Here is a 16,448-nt window from a genome sequence, read left to right as displayed (position 1 = left end):
GCCTGGCCCTGGGGGCGACGGCGCTGCGCCGGCGGCGCTGAGGTGGTGGTGGCGCCGGGGCGCGTGCCGGGCCCCACCGGGGCTGGGGGAGGATGGCGGGGTGGTCCTCTCGCGACGCGCCAGCGCCTTCCTCATCGCCGTCGGGTTGTGGTCCTGGGTCATCTGGCCCACGTTCCTGCGCAACATCTGGGCCGACGAGCGCTCCTTCGCCGGCGGCACCGCACAGCCGTTCTTCCTCGTCCACCTCGTGCTCGTCGTCGTGAGCCTGGCCATCGGCACCGCGCTCGGCGTCCTCGGCGTGCGCGGCTGGCGCGGCGCCCGGGGCGCCCGCGCCGCCTGAGCGCACCGCCCCCACCCCGCGCGGAAAGGACCCTTCCGTCGTCCGGGAGGGGGCCGGAACGACGGAAAGGGTCCTTTCCGCGGGGGACCGCGCTGCGGGGGGTGCGCGCGCGCAGGGTCAGCGCGGGATGAGGCCGTGCGGGTCGATGACGAACTTCTGCGGCGCTCCGGCGTCGAACCTCGCGTAGGCGTCGGGCGCCTCCTCCAGCGAGATGGGCGTCGCGCCCACCGCCTTCGCGATCTGCACGCGATCGTGCAGGATCGCCATCATCAGCTGGCGGTTGTACTTCATCACGGGGCACTGGCCGGTGGTGAAGGACAGCGACTTGGCCCAGCCGGTGCCGAGGTCCAGGGACAGCGACCCCTTCTTGGCGGCCTCGTCGACGCCGCCGGGGTCGCCGGTGACGTAGAGGCCGGGGACGCCCAGCGCGCCACCGGCCGCGGTGAGCTCCATGAGGGAGTTCAGCACCGTCGCCGGCGCCTCCCGCTTCGCGCCCTCGCCGTGCCCGCGCGCCTCGAAGCCGACGGCGTCGACGCCGCAGTCGACCTCCGGCACCCCGAGGATCTGCTCGATCTGGTCCCTCGGGTCGCCCCGGGAGACGTCCACCGTCTCGCAGCCGAAGCTGCGGGCGCGCTCCAGCCGCTCGGCGTTGAGGTCTCCGACGATGACGACGGCCGCCCCGAGCAGCTGGGCCCCCGCCGCCGCGGCCAGCCCGACGGGGCCGGCGCCGGCGACGTAGACGGTGGAGCCCACGGTCACGCCGGCGCTGACGCAGCCGTGGAAGCCGGTGGGGAAGATGTCCGACAGCATCGCCAGGTCGAGGATCTTCTCCATGGCCTGCGCCTTGTCGGGGAACTTCAGCGCGTTGAAGTCCGCGTAGGGCACCAGGACGTACTCCGCCTGCCCGCCGACCCAGCCGCCCATGTCGACGTAGCCGTAGGCGGAGCCGGGCCGGTCCGGGTTGACGTTGAGGCAGATGCCGGTCTTGCGCTCCTTGCAGTTGCGGCAGCGCCCGCAGGCGATGTTGAACGGCACGGAGACGAGGTCTCCGATGTCGAGGAACTCCACGTCGCGGCCCTTCTCCACCACCTCGCCGGTGATCTCGTGGCCGAGGACGAGGTTCGGCGGGGCGGTGGTGCGCCCGCGCACCATGTGCTGGTCGGAGCCGCAGATGTTGGTGGCGACGAGCTTGAGGACGACGCCGTGGTCGACCCGGCGGCCGACGTTGGCGGGGTTGACGCCGGGGCCGTCCCTGAGGACGAAGTCCGGGTAGTCGATCGTCTGCACCTCGACCCGGCCGGGGCCGAGGTAGGCGATGGCGTGGTTGCCGTCGGACGCGTGCGGGCTGACCTGGAGATCCTCAGCGGTGCCGGTGCTCACGACCTGATCCCTCCGTCGGGACGGACGCCGGCCTCGTCGCCGGTGCCGGGGACAGCCAACCCCCGGGACGCGTGGTGCGCAAGGGGCGGGCGGGGCGCAGCCGTGCCGCCCCCTCCCCGGACGACGGAAAGGACCCTTTCCGTCGTCCGGCAGGGGACCGGGACGACGGAAAGGGTCCTTTCCGCGGGGGACCGCGCCGGGGACGGCGCGGGGGACCTCAGAGCTTGCGGGCGATGAGGGCCTGCTTGACCTCGGCGATCGCCTTGGTGATCTGGATGCCGCGGGGGCACGCCTCCGAGCAGTTGAAGGTCGTGCGGCAGCGCCAGACGCCCTCCTTGTCGTTGAGGACCTCCAGCCGCAGGTCCGAGCCGGCGTCGCGGCTGTCGAAGATGAACCGGTGGGCGTTCACGATGGCCGCCGGGCCGAAGTACTGCCCGTCCGTCCAGAACACCGGGCACGAGGAGGTGCAGGCCGCGCAGAGGATGCACTTGGTCGTGTCGTCGAAGCGCTCGCGGTCGGGCTGGGACTGGATGCGCTCGCGCGTCGGCTCCGCCCCGGTGGTGATGAGGAACGGCATCACCTCGCGGTAGGCCGCGAAGAACGGCTCCATGTCGACGACGAGGTCCTTCTCGATCGGCAGGCCCTTGATCGGCTCCACGACGACCGGCTTGGACAGGTTCAGGTCCTTCAGCAGCGTCTTGCACGCCAGCCGGTTGCGGCCGTTGATCCGCACCGCGTCGGAGCCGCACACGCCGTGCGCGCAGGAGCGGCGGAACGTCAGGGTGCCGTCGATCTCGGCCTTGACCTTGTGCAGGGCGTCCAGCACGCGGTCGGTGCCGTGCATCCGGACGGTGTAGTCCTCCCAGTGCGGCTCGGAGTCCTGCTCCGGGTTGTACCGGCGCAGGCGCATCGTGACGTCGAAGGACGGGATCTCCCCGGTGCCGCCGGAGCTGGCCGGCTCCTTGCGCGGGGCGGCGCCGCCGGAGCCCTCGCGGGCGCGGGCGGCGGACTTCGCCGGGCCCGCCTCTGCGTTGGTCTCGGAGGGACCGCCCTCGGTGGTCGAGCGGGCCTCGGGTTCGCGGTCGGGTGCCATCAGTACTTGCGCTCCATCGGCTGGTAACGGGTCTGCACGACCGGCTTGAAGTCGAGGCGGTTGACGAGCGTGCCGTCGGCGCCCCGCTCGCGGTACACCATCGTGTGCCGCATGAAGTTCACGTCGTCGCGGTGGGGGTAGTCCTCGCGGAAGTGCCCGCCGCGGGACTCCTTGCGCTCCAGGGCGCCCAGCACGATGACCTCCGCCAGGTCCAGCAGGAACCCCACCTCCACCGCCTCCAGCAGGTCGGTGTTGTAGCGCTTGCCCTTGTCCTGCACGCTGACGCGGGAGTAGCGCTCCTTGAGGCGGTCGATGTCCGACAGCGCCTGCTTGAGGGTGCCCTCCGTGCGGAAGACCTGCGCGTTGGCGTCCATCGTCTCCTGCAGCGCGGTGCGGATCGCGGAGTAGCGCTCGCCGGCGGGGCGGTTGCGGATGGACTCCAGCATCTCGACCGTCTCCGCCTCCGGGGCCTCCGGCAGCGCCACCCAGTCCGCCCGGTTCGCGTACTCGGCGGCGGCGATGCCGGCCCGCTTGCCGAACACGTTGATGTCCAGCAGGGAGTTGGTGCCCAGCCGGTTGGAGCCGTGCACCGACACGCACGCCACCTCGCCCGCGGCGTAGAGGCCCGGCACGACGGTGGTGTTGTCGCTGAGCACCTCGGCGTCGACGTTCGTGGGCACACCGCCCATCGCGTAGTGCGCGGTCGGGTAGACCGGCACCGGCTCGGTGTAGGGCTCCACCCCGAGGTAGGTGCGCGCGAACTCGGTGATGTCGGGCAGCTTGGCGTCGATGTGCGCCGGCTCCAGGTGCGTCAGGTCGAGCAGGACGTAGTCCTTGTTCGGCCCGGCGCCGCGGCCCTCGCGCACCTCGTTGGCCATCGAGCGGGCCACGATGTCGCGCGGCGCGAGGTCCTTGATGGTCGGGGCGTAGCGCTCCATGAACCGCTCGCCGTCGGCGTTGCGCAGGATGCCGCCCTCGCCGCGGGCGGCCTCCGACAGCAGGATGCCCAGGCCCGCCAGGCCCGTCGGGTGGAACTGGAAGAACTCCATGTCCTCCAGCGGCAGCCCGCGCCGGTAGGCGATGCCCATGCCGTCGCCGGTGAGGGTGTGGGCGTTCGACGTCGTCTTGTAGACCTTGCCCGCGCCACCGGTGGCGAACACCACGGACTTGGCCTGGAAGACGTGGATCTCCCCGGTGGCCAGCTCGTAGGCCACGACGCCCGCCACCCGCTTGCCGGCCGGGACGCCGCCCACGGGGCCGCCGGCGGAGCCGTCCGCGCCGCCGGAGCCGCCCTCGGGGCGCTCCACCTGCAGGCCCTCGATCTCCCTGCCGGTGCGCGCGTCGGCGGCGTCCACGAGCAGCAGGTCCAGGACGTAGAACTCGTTGAAGAACTCCACCTCGTGCTTGACGCACTGCTGGTAGAGGGTCTGCAGGATCATGTGCCCGGTGCGGTCGGCGGCGAAGCAGGAGCGGCGCACCGCGGCCTCGCCGTGGTTGCGGGTGTGCCCGCCGAACCGGCGCTGGTCGATCCTGCCCTCGGGGGTGCGGTTGAACGGCAGCCCCATCTTCTCCAGGTCCAGGACGGCGTCGATGGCCTCCTTGCACATGACCTCCGCCGCGTCCTGGTCGACGAGGTAGTCGCCGCCCTTGACGGTGTCGAAGGTGTGCCACTCCCAGTTGTCGTCCTCGACGTTGGCCAGCGCGGCGCACATGCCGCCCTGGGCGGCACCGGTGTGGGAGCGGGTGGGGTAGAGCTTGGTCAGGACGGCCGTGCGCGCGCGCTGCCCGGCCTCCAGGGCCGCCCGCATGCCCGCGCCGCCCGCGCCGACGATGACGACGTCGTACCTGTGGGTCTGCATGGCTCGGTGCCTCTCTCGGGACGCTCTCGTGTGGACGCTGCGGGACGGGTCAGCTGCGGGTGCGGCAGGCCTCGAGCGTCGACGAGGGGTCGGCGCAGGGGTCGAAGGTGAAGACCACGAGGCTGCCGAGCACCAGCACGACGGCGGTGGCGGCGTAGAGCGCCATCTTCAGCCAGAACCGGGTGGCGTCCCGCTCGGCGTAGTCGTTGATGATCGTGCGCACGCCGTTGGTGCCGTGCAGCTGCGCCAGCCACAGCATCAGGACGTCCCAGGTCTGCCAGAACGGCGAGGACCACTTGCCGGCGACGAAGCCCCAGTCGACCTGGTTGATGCCGTCGCCGGACACCATGTTCACCCAGAGGTGGCCGAAGACGAGGACGAGCAGCAGGACGCCGGACATCCGCATGAACAGCCACCCGTACAGCTCCCAGTTGCTGCGGGTCGCCTTCGAGCGGCGGTAGGGCGAGTGGGGGGTCTCCAGGGCGGGGGCGTAGGAGCCGGGGCCCGGGGTCTCGGTGGGGGTGCTCATGGTGACCTCAGTGGCCGAAGACGATGGAGAGGTGGCGGACGAGGAACGGCACCATCAGCACCGTCCACAGCGCGATGACGCCCCAGAAGAGCTTGCGCTGGTGCTGGGTGCCCTTCGACCAGAAGTCGACGAGGATGATCCGGATGCCGTTGAGGGCGTGGAAGACGACGGCGCCGACGAGGCCCGCCTCACCCAGCCCCATGACGGGGTTCTTGTACTGGCCGATGACGGCGTTGTACGCCTCCGGCGAGATGCGCACGGTGGCGGTGTCGAGGACGTGCACGAAGAGGAAGAAGAAGATCGCCACACCGGTGATCCGGTGGAAGACCCAGCTCCACATCCCCTCCCGCCCCCGGTACAGGGTGCCGACGGGCTTCTTCGGCGCGGCCTTGGCGGTGGGTGTGAGGCTGGCCACCGGGTCCTCCCTCGGGATCGAGGACGCCAGGCGTGCGGGCGGATGCTCCCGCAGCGGAACGTCGGCGTCCATCCAGCATCGTAGGCACCACGCCGGGCGAGGACCGCTCGGAGAGCGGTCGTCGCGGCCCTTTGTGACGAACGACTCACACCCTGCTGCGCCTGCTGGGAGGCCCCGGCGGACCGCTCGCGGCCCCGGGCGAGCCGGTAGGTTCCGGGCATGACGAGCGACGCCGTCCCCGCGGCCGACACCGCCGCCGCGCCCCCGGCGCCCGGCTGGGCGGACTCCGACCTGGAGGACGGCACCATCGACCTCGGCGACTTCCACCCCGTGGTGCCCGCCGGCGGGGCCGGGACCCGGCTGTGGCCGCTGTCGCGCCTGGACCGCCCGAAGTTCCTGCTCGACCTCACCGGCCGCGGCCGCACCCTGCTGCAGGCCACCTGGGACCGCCTGGAGCCCCTCAGCACCGCCGAGCGCACCCTGGTGGTGACCGGCCGCCGCCACGCCGGGGCCGTCGCCGCCCAGCTGCCCGAGCTGCCCGCCGAGAACGTCCTCGCCGAGCCCAGCCCCCGCGACTCCGCCGCCGCCATCGGCCTGGCCGCCGCCGTGCTCGTGCGCCGCGCGCCCGACGCCGTCATCGGCTCCTTCGCCGCCGACCACGTCATCTCCGGTCGCGACGACTTCGAGTCCTCCGTGGAGGAGGCCGTCGTCACCGCCCGGCGCGGCTTCGTCGTGACCATCGGCATCGCCCCCTCCCACCCGGCCACCGGCTTCGGCTACATCCGCCTCGGCAAGCGGCTGCGGCTGCAGGGGGCGCCCAACGCCCGCCGGGTCCTGCAGTTCAAGGAGAAGCCCGACGCCCGCACCGCCTCCGCCTACCTCTCCACCGGCGACTACCGCTGGAACGGCGGCATGTTCGTGGCGCGCGCCGACGTGCTGCTGGAGCTGCTCAAGCAGCACGCCCCGCAGCTGCACGACGGGTTGCAGGCCGTCGCCGACGCCTGGGACACCCCCCGGCGCGACGCCGTGCTGGCCGAGCGCTGGGGCACGCTGCCGGCGCTCGCCATCGACCACGCCGTCGCCGAGCCGGCCGCCGCGCAGGGCCGCGTCGCGGTGGTGCCCGCCACCTTCGGCTGGGACGACGTGGGCGACTACTCCTCGCTGGCCGAGCTGCTGCCCGCCGACTCCGGCCGCCCGCGCGTGCTCGGCGATGCCGACCTCGTGCTCACCGAGGGGGTGGCCGGCGGGCTGGTGGTGCCCGCCTCCGGCCGCGTCGTGGCCGTGCTGGGCCTGGACGACGTCGTCGTGGTCGACACCCCCGACGCCCTCATGGTGACCACCCGGGCCCGCGCGCAGGAGGTCAGGAAGCTGGTGGAACGCGCCCGCGAGGCCGAGCGGCTGGACGTGCTCTAGCGTCGATCTACTGTGACGTCCCTCGCTGCGCTGCTGGCGCCCCACCTCGACGGGCCGGGCGGGATCACCGCCCTGCGCCGGGACCTGCACGCGCACCCGGAGCGCAGCCGCGAGGAGCACCGCACGACGTCCCTGGTCGCCGAGCGGATGGCCGCCGCCGGGCTGCGCGTGCGGCTGCTGCCCGGCACCGGCCTGATCGCCGACGTCGGGGAGGGCGTGCCGCGGGTGGGCCTGCGCGCCGACCTCGACGCCCTGGCGCTGCCGGAGACGACGGGCCTGCCCTACGCCTCGACGGTGCCGGGGGTGGCGCACGCCTGCGGGCACGACATCCACACCGCGTGCGTGGCCGGCGCGGGGCTCGTGCTGGCCGACCTGCACCGCGCCGGGCGCCTGCCCCGCCCGGTGCGGCTGGTCTTCCAGCCGGCGGAGGAGGTCATGCCCGGCGGCGCGATCGACGTGGTGCAGGCCGGCGCGGTGGACGACCTGTCGGCGATCTACGGCCTGCACTGCGACCCGGGCACGGAGGTGGGGCGGGTCGGCCTCAAGGCGGGCCCGATCACCTCGGCGTCGGACACGGTGCGGGTGCGGATCACGGGCACCGGCGGGCACACCTCCCGCCCCCACCTGGCCGGTGACCTCGTCTTCGCCCTCGGTCAGGTCGTCACCCAGCTGCCGGCGGTCCTCTCGCGCCGGGTGGACCCGCGCTCGGGGCTCAACCTCACGTGGGGGGCGGTGCGGGCCGGCGAGGCGCCCAACGCGGTGCCCAGCGAGGGCTGGGCGGCGGGCACGCTGCGCTGCATGGAGAGCGACGCCTGGCGCCACGCCGGCGAGCTCGTGGAGGACGTCGTCGCCGACCTGGTGCGCCCCTACGCCGTGCAGGCGGAGGTGACGCTGGTGCGGGGGGTGCCGCCGGTGGACAACGAGGTGCGGGCCACCGCGGTGCTCGACGGGGCCGCGCGCGCGGAGCTGGGCCCGCACGCGGTGGAGCCGACGCGGCAGTCCCTGGGCGGGGAGGACTTCGCGTGGTACCTGCAGCGCGTCCCCGGCGCGATGGCCCGCCTGGGCACCCGCACCCCCGGCGGGCACGTCTACGACCTGCACCGCGGCGACTACGTCCCCGACGAGCGCTGCATCCCGGTCGGGGTCCGGTTGCTGCTCGCCACCGCGCTGTCACCGGACGCGGCGCTGGACGATCCGCGCGTTTCGGACGCGTAACGACTTGCACGTTGCCCGGCTCGGTGCCCCCTCGGCGGGCGTTCCGCGCACCTAGAGTGGGCCCGCTCCGGGCATCGGGCCGGGAGGGTTCTGGAGGGTTCTGGCTGTGACTACGACGCTCGCCCGCGCCGCCGCCCTGGGCGCGGCCGCCCTGCTGCTGGCCGCCTGCGGTGAACGCCCGACGGAGGGCTCCGGCGACTCCGGCACCACCGCCGCCTCGGGGGAGGCGTTCAAGGCCTGCATGGTGCTCGACACCGGTGGTGTCGACGACCGCTCCTTCAACCAGTCCTCGTGGGCGGGCATGGAGGGGGCGGCGGAGGAGAACCCGGCCGTCGAGATCTCCTACGTGCCCTCCGCGGACGACACGCAGTACACCCCCAACCTGCAGGCGCAGGTCACCCAGGGCTGCGACACCATCATCGGCGTCGGCGGCCTGATGGCCGACAGCATGGCGGAGGTGGCCGGCGCCAACCCCGAGCAGGCCTTCGCCGAGATCGACTCGTCCTCGGAGCTGGAGAACGTCTACGGCATCCAGTACAACACCGTCGAGGCCGCGTTCCTCGGCGGCTACCTCGCCGCCGGCATGTCGAAGTCGGGCGTCGTCGGCACCTGGGGCGGCCTGCCCATCCCGCCGGTCACCATCTTCATGGACGGCTTCTGGGAGGGCGTGCAGTACCACAACGCCCAGAAGGGCACGAACGTCCGCGTCCTCGGCTGGGACGAGAACAACCCCGACGGTGGCACGTTCGCCAACAGCTTCACCGACCAGGCCGCGGGCCGCTCCATCACCGAGACCCTCGCCGGGCAGGGCGCCGACGTCATCATGCCCGTCGCGGGCCAGGCGGGCCTGGGGGCCGGGGCCGCCGCGGAGGCCGCCGGCGGTGCGCTCAGCCTCATCTGGGTGGACACCGACGGCTGCGAGAGCGCCGCGCAGTACTGCCCGTACTTCATCTCCTCGGTGACGAAGAACCTCACCGGCTCGGTGCAGGAGTACGTGCTGGCCGCCGCCGACGGCGAGGCGCCCACCGGTTCCTACGTCGGCACCCTGGAGAACGAGGGCGTCGGGCTGGCGCCGTTCAACGAGTTCGACGCCAAGGTCCCCGCCGAGCTGAAGAGCGAGCTGGAGACCGTCCGGCAGGGCATCATCGACGGGACCATCGAGATCACCTCGCCGAGCGCGATCTCCGCCGGCTGAGCAGGAGGGGACCAGCGCTCGTGGAGCTGGAACTGCGGGGCATCACGAAGCGCTTCGGGTCCCTCGTCGCCAACGACGGCATCGACCTGACGGTCCGGGAGGGCGAGATCCACGCCCTCCTCGGCGAGAACGGCGCCGGCAAGAGCACGCTGATGAACGTGCTCTACGGGCTGTACCGGCCCGACGAGGGACAGGTCCTCGTCGACTCCCGGCCCGTGGAGTTCTCCTCGCCGGGCGACGCGATGGCCGCCGGGATCGGGATGGTCCACCAGCACTTCATGCTGGTGCCGACCTTCACCGCGACGGAGAACATCGTGCTCGGCGCCGAGCTCACCGGGCGCGGCGGCCTGCTGGACGGCCGCCGCGCCCGGCAGCGGGTCGTGGAGACGTCCGAGCGGTTCGGCCTGGCCGTGCCGCCGGACGCCCTCGTCGCCGACCTCGCCGTCGGCGTGCAGCAGCGGGTGGAGATCGTCAAGGCGCTGCTGCGGGAGGCGAAGGTCCTCGTCCTCGACGAGCCGACCGCGGTGCTGACCCCGGCGGAGACCGACGACCTCATGCGGGTCATGCGCTCCCTGGCCGAGGCCGGCACGTCCATCGTCTTCATCACGCACAAGCTGCGGGAGGTGCGGGCCGTCGCCGACCGCATCACCGTCATCCGCCGCGGCCGGGTCGTGGGCGAGGCCCTGCCCAGCGCCTCGCCGGCGGAGCTGGCCGCGCTCATGGTGGGCCGCGACGTCCGGCTCGTCGTGGACAAGGCCCCCGCCGCCCCCGGCCCGCCGGTGCTGGAGCTGGCCGGGGTGCGGGTCACCGACCCCGGCGGGGCGGTGCTGCTCGACGACGTGGACCTCACCGTGCGGGCGGGGGAGGTGCTCGGCGTGGCCGGGGTGGACGGCAACGGCCAGACGGAGCTCACCCGCTGCGTCGTGGGCCTGCAGCCCGTCGACGCCGGGACGATCCGGCTGTCCGGCGAGGACGTCACGGGCGCCGGCGTCCGCGAGGTGCTCGACCGCGGCGTCGGCTACGTCCCCGAGGACCGGCTGCACGACGGCCTCGTCGGCTCCTTCAGCATCGCCGAGAACCTCGTCCTCGACCTCGTCGACACCCCCGCCTTCTCGGCGGGCCCCGCGGTGGACCGCGCCGCGGTCGCGCGCAACGCGCGCGAGCGGGTCGCGGAGTTCGACATCCGCACCTCCGGCCCGGAGGCGGCGGTCTCGACGCTGTCGGGCGGCAACCAGCAGAAGGTCGTCCTGGCGCGGGAGATGTCCCGGCCCCTGGAGCTGCTCGTCGTCGCCCAGCCCACCCGGGGTGTCGACGTCGGCAGCCAGGAGTTCGTGCACTCCCGCATCGTCGCCGAGCGCGACCGCGGCGCCGCGGTCCTGCTGGTGTCCACCGAGCTGGACGAGGTGCGGGCGCTGGCCGACCGCATCGTCGTCCTCTACCGCGGCCGCATCGCCGGGGAGGTCGGCCCCGACGCCACCTCCGAGCAGCTGGGGCTGCTCATGGCCGGCGCGCAGCCGCAGGAGGGAACCGCGTGAGCACCGACGTCGCACCGGGACAGGCGCCACCGGGGGGTGCGGCCGGCGCGCCGCGCCCCCGCCGGGCGCGCGCCGGCGACCTGCTCGTCACCGCCTGCGCCGTCGTCGGCGCCCTCGTCGTGGGGGCGGTGCTCATCGCCGTGGGCGACGCGCGCACCCGCGCCGCCGCGGCCTACTTCTTCTCCTACCCGTGGGACACCGTCGTCGAGGCGGGCTGGGCGGTGCGCGACGCCTACGCCGCGCTGCTGGAGGGGGCGTTCTACAGCCCCGCGCTGTCCGGCAAGGCGGCGCTGGGGCCGATCTCGGAGACCCTCGTCAACGCCACCCCGCTCGTGCTGGGCGGGCTCGCCGTCGCCCTCGCGTTCCGGGTGGGGCTGTTCAACATCGGCGCCCAGGGCCAGGTGGTGCTCGGTGCGATCGCCGCGGCCTGGATCGGCTTCGCCCTCGACCTGCCCGCCGGGCTGCACCTGCTGCTCGCGCTGGCCGGCGGTGTCGTGGGCGGTGGCCTCTGGGGCGCCCTCGTGGGCTGGCTCAAGGCCCGCACCGGCGCCCACGAGGTCATCACCACGATCATGCTGAACTACGTCGCGCTCAACCTGCTCACCTTCCTGCTGAGCACCCGCGGCTTCCAGCGACCGCCCTACGGGCAGGCCATCTCGGAGGTCGTGGACGGCTCCGCGCGGCTGCCGCTGCTGCTCGGCAGCCCGCTGCGGGTGCACGCCGGGCTGCTGCTGGCCGTGCTGGCGGCCCTCGTCGTGCACTGGCTGTTCCGCAGCTCGCGGCTGGGGTTCCGGATGCGCGCCGTCGGGGCCAACCCGGAGGCCGCGCGCACCGCGGGCATGTCGGTGGGCCGGCTGCAGATCACCGCGATGGCCCTGTCCGGCGGGCTCGCCGGGCTGGCCGGCGCCTCGCAGGCCCTCGGCGTGACGGGCAGCGTCACCGGCAGCATCGCCGGCAGCATCGGCTTCGACGCCATCACGGTCGCGCTGCTCGGGCGCAACAACCCCTGGGGCGTGGTCGCCGCGGGCCTGCTGTTCGGCGCGCTGCGCGCCGGCGGCGTGCAGATGCAGTCGGCCACCGGCGTCCCCGTCGACCTCGTCGGCGTGCTGCAGGCGCTCATCGTGCTCTTCATCGCCGCCCCCGCCCTGGTGCGGGCGGTGTTCCGGCTGCGCACCCGCGCCGGCGGCGTCGGCGGCGAGCTGGCCGGGGGGTGGACGCGGTGAGCGCCACCCCGCAGGCGCGGCCCGAGGCCGTCGTCGTCCACGAGCACGTCGAGCCCGTCACCAGCCCGCGCCGGCGCGCGGTCACCGGCGCCCTGCTCGTCGTCGCCGGCCTCGTCACCGCCCTCGGCTGGGGGCTCGGCTCCGGCAGCGGGGACGCGACCTTCCGCTTCGGCGGCGGCACCGCGGTGGAGCTGCCCGACCTCACCGTGCCGGGCACCGCCACCCCCGTCGTGCTCGGCGCGCTCGTGGTGGTCCTCGGCGTGCTGCAGATCGCGCGGGGTTTCCGGCCGCGGCGCGGGCCGCTGCTCGTCGGCGCGGCGGTCGTCGCCTTCGTCGTCTCCTTCCTGTGCTGGGCGATGAGCGGTGCGGACGCCTCCGCCATCGACGTCGTGCAGCTGCTGCGGCAGACGGTCTTCCTGGCCACCCCGCTCGTCCTCGGCGCGCTGGCCGGCGTGCTCGGCGAGCGCAGCGGTGTCGTCAACGTCGCCATCGAGGGCCAGCTGCTCACGGGTGCCTTCACCGCCGCCCTGGTGGGCACGACGGCGGGCAGCCTCGGCGCCGGCACCGTCGGTGCGGTGCTGGCGGGTGCGCTCGTCGGCTGGCTGCTGGCGGTCTTCGCGATCCGCTACCGGGTCAACCAGGTGATCCTCGGCGTCGTGCTCAACGCCGCCGCCCTCGGGTTCACCGGCTGGGCCTACAAGGCGCTCATGCAGTCCGACACCCAGCGGTTCAACTCCCCGGGCGTGCTGTCCACGGTGCCGGTCCCGCTGCTGTCGGACATCCCCGTGCTGGGACCGCTGCTGTTCGACGCCAACGTCCTCGTCTACGTCATGTACGCGCTCATCGTCGCGCTGCAGGTCGTGCTGTTCCGCACCCGCTGGGGGCTGCGCACCCGTGCGGTCGGGGAGCACCCGAAGGCCGCGGCGACCGTGGGCGTGCCGGTCCTGCGGGTGCGCTACGTCAACGTCGTCGTCGCCGGCGGGATCGCCGGCCTCGGCGGGGCCTTCCTGTCGATCGGCACCATCGGGCCGTTCACCGAGAACATGTCCGCCGGCAAGGGGTTCATCGCGCTCGCCGCGGTGATCTTCGGTCGCTGGAGCCCGCGGGGCGCCGTGGCCGCCTCGCTGCTGTTCGGCTTCTTCGCGGCCCTGCAGACCCTCGTCGGCGTCCTGCCCTACGGTTCGGCGGTGCCCTCCAGCTTCCTGTCGATGCTGCCCTACCTGGCCACGGTCCTCGCCGTGGCCGGGTTCGTGGGCCGGGTGCGCCCGCCCGCCGCCAGCGGGGAGCCGTACCCGGCATGAGCGAGGAGGTCGACTTCGAGGCCCTGCGCGCCGCCGCGCGCGCGGCGCTGGAGCACGCCTACGTGCCCTACTCCCGCTTCCCCGTCGGCGCGGCGGCCCTCGTCGACGACGGGCGGGTCGTGACCGGCTGCAACGTGGAGAACGCCTCCTACGGGCTGACGCTGTGCGCCGAGTGCACCCTGGTCGGCGCGCTGCGGATGGGCGGCGGGGGCCGGCTGGTGGCCTTCGCCTGCGTCGACGCCGCCGGCGGGGTGCTCATGCCCTGCGGGCGCTGCCGGCAGCTGCTGTGGGAGTTCGGCGGCGCGGACCTGCTGGTGGACACCGCGCGCGGGGTGCTGCCGATGCGCGAGGTGCTGCCGGACGCGTTCGGCCCCGAGGACCTGGTGGACGAGGCGCGCAGGGCCCCTGCGCGGGAGGAGGACCGGTGAGCCGGCGGTTCGCGGCGGTCGACGTCATCCGCACCAAGCGCGACGGCGGCGCGCTGTCCGGCGAGCAGATCGACTGGGTGGTCGCCGCCTACACCCGCGGCGAGGTCGCCGAGGAGCAGATGTCGGCGCTGGCGATGGCGATCCTGCTGCGCGGCATGGACCGGGCGGAGGTGAGCCGCTGGACCCGCGCCATGATCGAATCCGGCTCGCGGCTGGACTTCTCCTCGCTGCCCCGGCCGGCGGTCGACAAGCACTCCACCGGCGGGGTGGGGGACAAGGTGACGCTGCCGCTGGCGCCCCTGGTCGCCGCCTGCGGGGCGGCCGTGCCGCAGCTGTCCGGCCGCGGCCTCGGGCACACCGGGGGCACGCTGGACAAGATGGAGGCCATCGCCGGCTGGCGGGCCTCGCTGGAGCTGGCGGAGGTCGACGCCCAGCTGCGCGACGTGGGCGCCGTGGTCTGCGCCGCCACCGCCGACCTGGCCCCGGCCGACCGCAAGCTCTACGCGCTGCGCGACGTCACCGGCACCGTGGAGTCGGTGCCGCTCATCGCCAGCTCCATCATGAGCAAGAAGATCGCCGAGGGCACCCGCGCGCTCGTGCTCGACGTCAAGGTCGGCTCCGGCGCCTTCATGAAGGACCCCGCCCTCGCCCGCGAGCTGGCCACCACCATGGTCGCGCTCGGCACCGACGCCGGGGTGGAGACCCGCGCCCTGCTCACCGACATGTCCACCCCGCTGGGGCGCACCGCCGGCAACGCCCTGGAGGTGCGCGAGTCCGTCGAGGTGCTCGCCGGCGGCGGCCCCGCCGACCTCGTCGAGCTCACCGTCGTGCTGGCCCGGGAGATGCTCGACGCCGTGGGCCTGGACGCCGTGGACCCCGCCGACGCGCTGCGCGACGGGCGCGCGATGGACGTCTGGCGGCGGATGGTCGCCGCGCAGGGCGGCGATCCCGACGCCCCCCTGCCGGTGGCGCGGCACACCCACGAGGTGCGCGCCGAGGCGGACGGGGTGCTCACCGGGCTGGACGCCCTCGCCGTCGGTGTGGCGGCCTGGCGCCTGGGCGCGGGGCGGGCCCGGCGCGAGGAGGCCGTGCAGGCCGGCGCGGGCGTCGAGCTGCACGCCGTGCGGGGGGAGCGGGTGCGCGCCGGGCAGCCGCTGCTCACCCTGCACACCGACACCCCCGAGCGGTTCGGGTGGGCGCTGGAGGCGCTGGCCGGCGGCGTCGTCGTCGCCGGGCCCACCACCGGCCGGCCGGCCGCCGCGCCGGCGCTGGTCCTGGAGCGGATCACCGCCTGAGCGCGGCGCCGGCCCGCACCGGTGCGCTGCCCGGGTGAACCCCGCGGCGGCGGGCTCCACCCACCCCGGCCGGACGCCGACGAGCACCTGTGCGCGCAACCAGGGTCGGGCGGTCGCCGGGGGGTGCTCCCCCCAGGGGTGGCTTCGCCGTCCGCATGCTGCTCACGCTGGCGGTCACGCTGGCCGCGGTCGGCGCGGTCCAGTACGCCCTGATGGCGCAGGCCCTCGGCGAGCGCGCCGCGCAGTTCGTCACCGCCGCCCACTCCGCCGACGCCAAGGTGCTCCTCCACGTCTTCAACCAGCCCGGCAACGGGGTGCTGGAGGTCGAGACACCCCTGGACCACATCGCCGTGCGACCCGGGGTGGAGCGGGTCGCGCTCATCGACGCCGACGGCACGGTGCTGGCCGTCGGCCGCGGCGACTACAGCGCCGCCCCGCAGTCCGCGGCCGCCATGCCGTCCAGCGGCGCCCTGGACCCCCGCCGCGTCGTGGGACGGGCCGTCGACGCCGCCACCGCCCGGCGGGTGCGCGAGGTGGCGGCCGGTGGCCGGGCCGTCGTCGACGTCGAGGACGGCGCCAGCGTGGTGCGCGTGCCGCTGCTGCTGCACGACGACGTCGGCGTGCTGGAGGTGGTCCGCACCGGCGACGAGCTGCGCCAGCAGGTCGCGGACCTGCGCCAGGTGCTCGTCCTCACCCTGCTCGCGGGTCTCGGGCTCGCGGTGCCCGCCTTCTACCTGCTCGGCGGGCGTGGGCTGAGCAGCCGGCACGGGCGGGCCCTGGCGAGCTCGGAGACCGACGTCCTCACCGGCATGCGCAACCGCCGCAGCTTCCACGCCGACCTCGGCCGCGCCGTGGCCGCCGCCCACCGCGAGCAGCGCCCCCTCGTGCTGGTGCTCGTCGACCTCGACGGCTTCAAGCAGGTCAACGACACCCACGGGCACCGCCGCGGCGACGCCGTGCTCTCCGCCGTGGCCGCCGTGCTGGGCGACGTCGTCGCCGTCGGCCCGCGCGGCGGCACGGCGTACCGCATCGGCGGCGACGAGTTCGCGCTGCTGCTGCCCGCCGCGACCACGAGCGCCGCGCTGCGGGTCGCCGAGCGGGTGCGCTCGGAGGTGTCCGCGCGGGTGGGGCAGGTGACCACCAGCATCGGCGTGGCCGCCCTGGACGCCGCCGCCCCCGACAGCGGCACCTGCGAGGTCGAGGCGCTCGTCGAGCACGCCGACGCGG

General features: G+C 74.4%; 15 protein-coding genes. 10 read left to right on the top strand and 5 right to left on the bottom strand.

Going from position 1 to position 16,448, the window contains the following annotated elements; genetic code table 11:
• Positions 1–100 precede the first annotated feature (100 nt).
• On the top strand, positions 101–340 hold the full coding sequence (locus ABEB16_RS09705) for an SCO4848 family membrane protein (protein WP_345712055.1): 240 nt from the start codon (positions 101–103) through the stop codon (positions 338–340).
• 117 nt (positions 341–457) lie between these two features.
• On the opposite strand, the gene fdhA is transcribed toward ABEB16_RS09705, so the two are convergent.
• The 5 genes from fdhA to sdhC all read right to left on the bottom strand — a co-directional run bounded on the left by fdhA (position 458) and on the right by sdhC (position 5,616).
• Positions 458–1,720 (bottom strand): formaldehyde dehydrogenase, glutathione-independent, encoded by a 1,263-nt coding sequence (gene fdhA, locus ABEB16_RS09700; protein ID WP_345712054.1) that lies wholly within the window; start codon positions 1,718–1,720, stop codon positions 458–460.
• Positions 1,721–1,937: 217 nt separating this feature from the next.
• Positions 1,938–2,813 carry a succinate dehydrogenase iron-sulfur subunit gene (locus ABEB16_RS09695; protein ID WP_345712053.1) on the bottom strand — a complete coding sequence of 292 codons (876 nt, stop codon included), beginning with the start codon at positions 2,811–2,813 and terminating at the stop codon, positions 1,938–1,940.
• Positions 2,813–4,672 (bottom strand): FAD-binding protein, encoded by a 1,860-nt coding sequence (locus ABEB16_RS09690; protein WP_345712052.1) that lies wholly within the window; start codon positions 4,670–4,672, stop codon positions 2,813–2,815. The genes ABEB16_RS09695 and ABEB16_RS09690 overlap by 1 nt, the downstream gene beginning before the upstream one ends.
• 49 nt (positions 4,673–4,721) lie before the next feature.
• Positions 4,722–5,201: a succinate dehydrogenase hydrophobic membrane anchor subunit gene (locus ABEB16_RS09685; RefSeq protein ID WP_345712051.1), complete on the bottom strand. Its 480-nt coding sequence runs from the start codon at positions 5,199–5,201 to the stop codon at positions 4,722–4,724.
• Between the two features lie 7 nt (positions 5,202–5,208).
• Positions 5,209–5,616, bottom strand: coding sequence for a succinate dehydrogenase, cytochrome b556 subunit (sdhC, locus tag ABEB16_RS09680; RefSeq protein ID WP_345712050.1), 408 nt, complete (start codon positions 5,614–5,616; stop codon positions 5,209–5,211).
• A 219-nt stretch (positions 5,617–5,835) separates the two neighbouring features.
• Between sdhC and ABEB16_RS09675 the strand changes: the two genes are divergently transcribed.
• From ABEB16_RS09675 to ABEB16_RS09635, 9 genes are all read left to right on the top strand, one after another.
• Entirely contained in the window at positions 5,836–7,029 is a 1,194-nt protein-coding gene (locus ABEB16_RS09675; RefSeq protein WP_345712049.1) for a mannose-1-phosphate guanylyltransferase, read from the top strand.
• A 12-nt stretch (positions 7,030–7,041) separates the two neighbouring features.
• Positions 7,042–8,244, top strand: coding sequence for an amidohydrolase (locus ABEB16_RS09670; protein WP_345712048.1), 1,203 nt, complete (start codon positions 7,042–7,044; stop codon positions 8,242–8,244).
• Positions 8,245–8,350: 106 nt separating this feature from the next.
• Complete coding sequence (locus ABEB16_RS09665) at positions 8,351–9,439, top strand: BMP family lipoprotein (protein ID WP_345712047.1); 1,089 nt, start codon at positions 8,351–8,353, stop codon at positions 9,437–9,439.
• 20 nt (positions 9,440–9,459) lie between these two features.
• Positions 9,460–10,974 carry an ABC transporter ATP-binding protein gene (locus ABEB16_RS09660; RefSeq protein WP_345712046.1) on the top strand — a complete coding sequence of 505 codons (1,515 nt, stop codon included), beginning with the start codon at positions 9,460–9,462 and terminating at the stop codon, positions 10,972–10,974.
• Complete coding sequence (locus ABEB16_RS09655) at positions 10,971–12,197, top strand: ABC transporter permease (protein WP_345712045.1); 1,227 nt, start codon at positions 10,971–10,973, stop codon at positions 12,195–12,197. The genes ABEB16_RS09660 and ABEB16_RS09655 overlap by 4 nt, the downstream gene beginning before the upstream one ends.
• The gene (locus ABEB16_RS09650) at positions 12,194–13,498 is read left to right on the top strand and encodes an ABC transporter permease (RefSeq protein WP_345712044.1); all 1,305 of its coding nucleotides are present in this window, start codon (positions 12,194–12,196) and stop codon (positions 13,496–13,498) included. The genes ABEB16_RS09655 and ABEB16_RS09650 overlap by 4 nt, the downstream gene beginning before the upstream one ends.
• A complete protein-coding gene (locus ABEB16_RS09645; protein ID WP_345712043.1) occupies positions 13,495–13,926 on the top strand; it encodes a cytidine deaminase in 432 nt (143 codons plus the stop codon). Before ABEB16_RS09650 ends, ABEB16_RS09645 begins: the two co-directional genes overlap by 4 nt.
• Complete coding sequence (locus tag ABEB16_RS09640; protein WP_345712042.1) at positions 13,923–15,221, top strand: thymidine phosphorylase; 1,299 nt, start codon at positions 13,923–13,925, stop codon at positions 15,219–15,221. Before ABEB16_RS09645 ends, ABEB16_RS09640 begins: the two co-directional genes overlap by 4 nt.
• Positions 15,222–15,376: 155 nt before the next feature.
• Positions 15,377–16,448 (top strand): GGDEF domain-containing protein (locus ABEB16_RS09635; RefSeq protein ID WP_345712041.1); only part of this gene is annotated, 1,072 nt, incomplete at its 3' end.

It is taken from the genome of Kineococcus glutinatus (assembly GCF_039542765.1).
Classification (GTDB): domain Bacteria; phylum Actinomycetota; class Actinomycetes; order Actinomycetales; family Kineococcaceae; genus Kineococcus_A; species Kineococcus_A glutinatus.
This window is presented reverse-complemented; position numbering and strand designations above follow the sequence as displayed.